This window comes from Bradyrhizobium sp. LeoA1Lang, from assembly GCF_055413685.1.
In genome coordinates, this window is the sequence record NZ_JBVAPG010000342.1 from 1 (window position 1) to 3,195 (window position 3,195).

At 59.4% G+C, this 3,195-nt stretch carries 3 protein-coding genes and 1 pseudogene; 1 reads left to right on the top strand and 3 read right to left on the bottom strand.

Annotated features, from left to right (window positions below; genetic code table 11):
* Window positions 1-1,752: 1,752 nt before the first annotated feature.
* The 3 genes and pseudogenes from ACZYOF_RS43105 to ACZYOF_RS43115 all read right to left on the bottom strand — a co-directional run bounded on the left by ACZYOF_RS43105 (window position 1,753) and on the right by ACZYOF_RS43115 (window position 2,661).
* Window positions 1,753-2,016 (bottom strand): type II toxin-antitoxin system YhaV family toxin, encoded by a 264-nt coding sequence (locus ACZYOF_RS43105; protein WP_463719521.1) that lies wholly within the window; start codon window positions 2,014-2,016, stop codon window positions 1,753-1,755.
* Window positions 1,994-2,323, bottom strand: coding sequence for a type II toxin-antitoxin system YhaV family toxin (locus ACZYOF_RS43110; RefSeq protein WP_463719522.1), 330 nt, complete (start codon window positions 2,321-2,323; stop codon window positions 1,994-1,996). Before ACZYOF_RS43110 ends, ACZYOF_RS43105 begins: the two co-directional genes overlap by 23 nt.
* Window positions 2,320-2,661: pseudogene (locus tag ACZYOF_RS43115) on the bottom strand (type II toxin-antitoxin system PrlF family antitoxin). Before ACZYOF_RS43115 ends, ACZYOF_RS43110 begins: the two are co-directional and overlap by 4 nt.
* Window positions 2,662-2,997: 336 nt before the next feature.
* Here ACZYOF_RS43115 and ACZYOF_RS43120 point away from each other — a divergent pair.
* Window positions 2,998-3,195, top strand: a 198-nt coding sequence (locus ACZYOF_RS43120; RefSeq protein WP_463719523.1) for a helix-turn-helix domain-containing protein, incomplete at its 3' end; no start/stop codon positions are given.

The following is a 3,195-nucleotide window of genomic DNA, read 5'->3' on the forward strand; positions in this document are numbered from 1 at the left end:
GACTGCTGATGCATTGCGATTGATGGCCTTGACACGAACCATCCCATGTGAGGTTCTGGCTGGCTGGTTACCCGCCTCGATACGCCGCCCTTCTCAGGCCGTCATCACCCAGATTCCGCCATAGCTCCGTGCCAGCGAGTACTGGGTCTTCTTTCCCCAAACGGCCTCGAACGCTCAGATGAATATGCTAAGAAGCGTCGGGCTCATGCCGAGCAGAGACTCACCGACAACCTTCTCCATTATAGGTGTCCCCCACACAGCCGAATGGCGAGATGAGGATTTCGTTCGTATCAACCCGTCGCTGGACCCTAGCCTCTGGCCTGGATACTCGGGTGAGGATTCACCCACTGGGTAGACGTTCCACAGCAGCTCGCGGCAGGGCCATGCGCCTCCCCGCGAAAACAGACCTTCGGGATGTCGCCGACGGCAGCAGCGCCTGGCGACGTCCCTCCTGGGCGTCGACGATCTTGGCTATCTTAGCCTCGCGCCAAGATAATTGTACCCGGTCAATTAATTATGCGTCCTTTCAGAGATCTGGTCAGGCAGTCGGCGCGGCCAGGACATTCCAGCTGAGAACGGCCCACATCATCCCCGCAACGTTCCGAGTCTCAACCGGCAGGGGTTTTGAAGGCACCTCGAGCGGACTTCGCAGCGAGTGAAACGAAGTTGATGCCGGTGATGGCGCCGACGTCCTAGTTCTTCAGCCAGTCGCAGCGCCGGTAGAACTCGATCGGCATGTGTCCTCGCGCCGTCAGCGACTCCTCCAAGCCCCCATTGGTGAGGCGGGCATGCCCGTGCTGCGAGCTGGTTGTGGAGCGCGTACCCGTGCCCAAACCCGCTGGGCCTTGGGGTTGCAGTCCAATCGAGTTATTCAGCCACGTCCAACAGGATAGAGACGAACGCGCGGTCCTCTGTCCGTTTCTTGCAACTCGGCCCTATAGGGTACACCTTCGATGAGGATATGCGTTGGACGGCCCGCGCTCGGCACGAGACCCTCGTCGTCCAGTGCTTGGACGAGCTCTAGTGGGGCGAAACGTTCGCGGTTGTGATCCCAATGCCCCTCGCGGATCACAGGCGCGAAATCCAGTCGCTGCTGATGGCATGGCCTGGCAGACGACGATGCCCTGGTTTCATCCATCTGCCCAACTTGGGAGTGATGGACGAGAAGAACGTCGCGGGGCCCTTCCGGCCCCAGCTCGGCCGTGTAGGGCTCACGGTTGATGGAAAAACGTGTGATTGGGACGAAGTGGGTCGGCGGGAGCCCGCTGTAATCAAGTATGTCGATCAAGACGTCCGAGGCCCGTCGGGAGCCGTGCTCCCAGTCCGAATCGACGAGAGGCCCGATGTCCCGTACCTTATGATGGTTCGCTGATAATGGGTCGATTGGATCCATGACGATACAGGGCCTGCGCAAATCTGCGGAGTTACGCGCCGGACCAGTGTACGGGGCGGCAGAGATTTCAGCGCGAGCCAAGACTAATCTTGCAGGGGCTAGCTGTCGAAAACCTGACGAGTGTCACAAGGAGCCAATGGCGACCGTGTTGGTTTCCTCCGGAAGGTGCGGCGTCGGTCGTCTGCTGAAGAAGAGCTGGTGATGGTCGAAGACAAGGAGCCGCGCTGAACCTGGAGGACTGCCTATGAAACTGCACCGCTTCCGTGACACTTGGACGTCGTCTTCGGTGACATCGATGCAAGCTTTCGGACTTTTGCAACCGAAAAGCTTGCAATTTCATTCCCGGCCTTGACCTGGGCCTACCCGACGGGTCCGACCTTTTCGCAATTGATCGTATCGATGTGCGGGTAGTGTGTGTATCGACGCGCGCCGTTTCCATACTTAGCCCTTGGGCGCGGATCGCGCGAGCCTTCGCTTGGTCGAGGCGTCGGAGCGGCGGCCGGGAGCTCCTTGCAGCTATCAGGCGGGTTTCCGCGTTTCAGCATCTTCCGAAACACGGCATACGCGTCATTTGCGCTCTCATAGGCGGACAGGGTCGAGTCATCGTTTACCCAGGCGAGCACGATAACCTTTGCAGTTTCCCGATTGGTGGTATCGAAAGAAAAGGCGGAACTGCTGCAGGAATTGAGTGCCTGTATTCGTCGCCGAGCGTGGCGCCCTGCCGGTAGACATCACGAGTGGGTCGCTCGGGATATCTTCGAGCGCCAGCTTGAGGACGGCGGCGAGAAGCTCCGCCATGCGCTTCTTATATCCCTTAAGATCCTTGTTTTGCGCTTTCTCGACGGCCGCGATCATCGCCTCGAGCTGGTCGAGAAATAGCGGGTGCGCGTAGATCATCCAACCATTGATCTTGGGGTTATCGTCGCTCACGCCTCGTCATCTCGGAGAGCCGAGTTGAGATCGACCTTGACGCCTTTGACGAGGGCCTTGCCGCGCGCGAGCAGCGACTTCGGTACGGGCCGAATCCGCGCCCGCTGATCGGCCATGGTCTCGTGCAAGCAATTTAAGAAACTTGCCGATCACTGGATCGCCCTCGTCCGCGCGCGCTTGCTTCTTGGCTATCACGACGGTCCCGTCGGAGAGGCCGCGGAACACGACCTGGTCGCGCTTGCCCAACCCCAGGATCTTACGGATGGGTACCGGCACGGTTGTTTGGCCGCGCTCCGTGATTGTCGCGGGATTTCAAGGATTTCGGCCGTCTTGGTCACGGTCCGCTCCCATAATCTGCCCCCGGCAATGCATTTGCATTGTAGGTCAAGAGACGTCAGATTGCGAGGGAATGGGACCGCGAGAAGATCGACAATGAACGCTACACCGTGGCACGCTGGAGGAGGACTTCGCCCACCACATGCGAATGCCATCCCAACCAAGCGAAGGAGAGGATCTCTCAACGGCTCAGGTGCAGTCAGTGCAGAGAATCAGACCATAGGGCGCGTAGACTGAGCCTGAGAGAGCAAGGTCGGTCACAGGCCCGCCGCTTGTTACCCATGGTCATTCCCTAGTACCCACTTTTCATAGAACGTGAGTCGTGATTCAAGATCGGGATGATTCCCGAAGCAAGAGAAGTCCGCGTTTCGCGGAAGGAGCGTCTGGAGCTAGAAGCCCGGTGCCGCTTGCCGCGAACGTTACAGCGTGATCTGAAGCGTGCCCGGATTGTTCTATTGGCCGCGGAAGGCTGCAGCACGCGTGCGATAGCCAAGACAGTCGGCGTGCAGCCGCGGATCGTCAGCCATTGGCGGCAT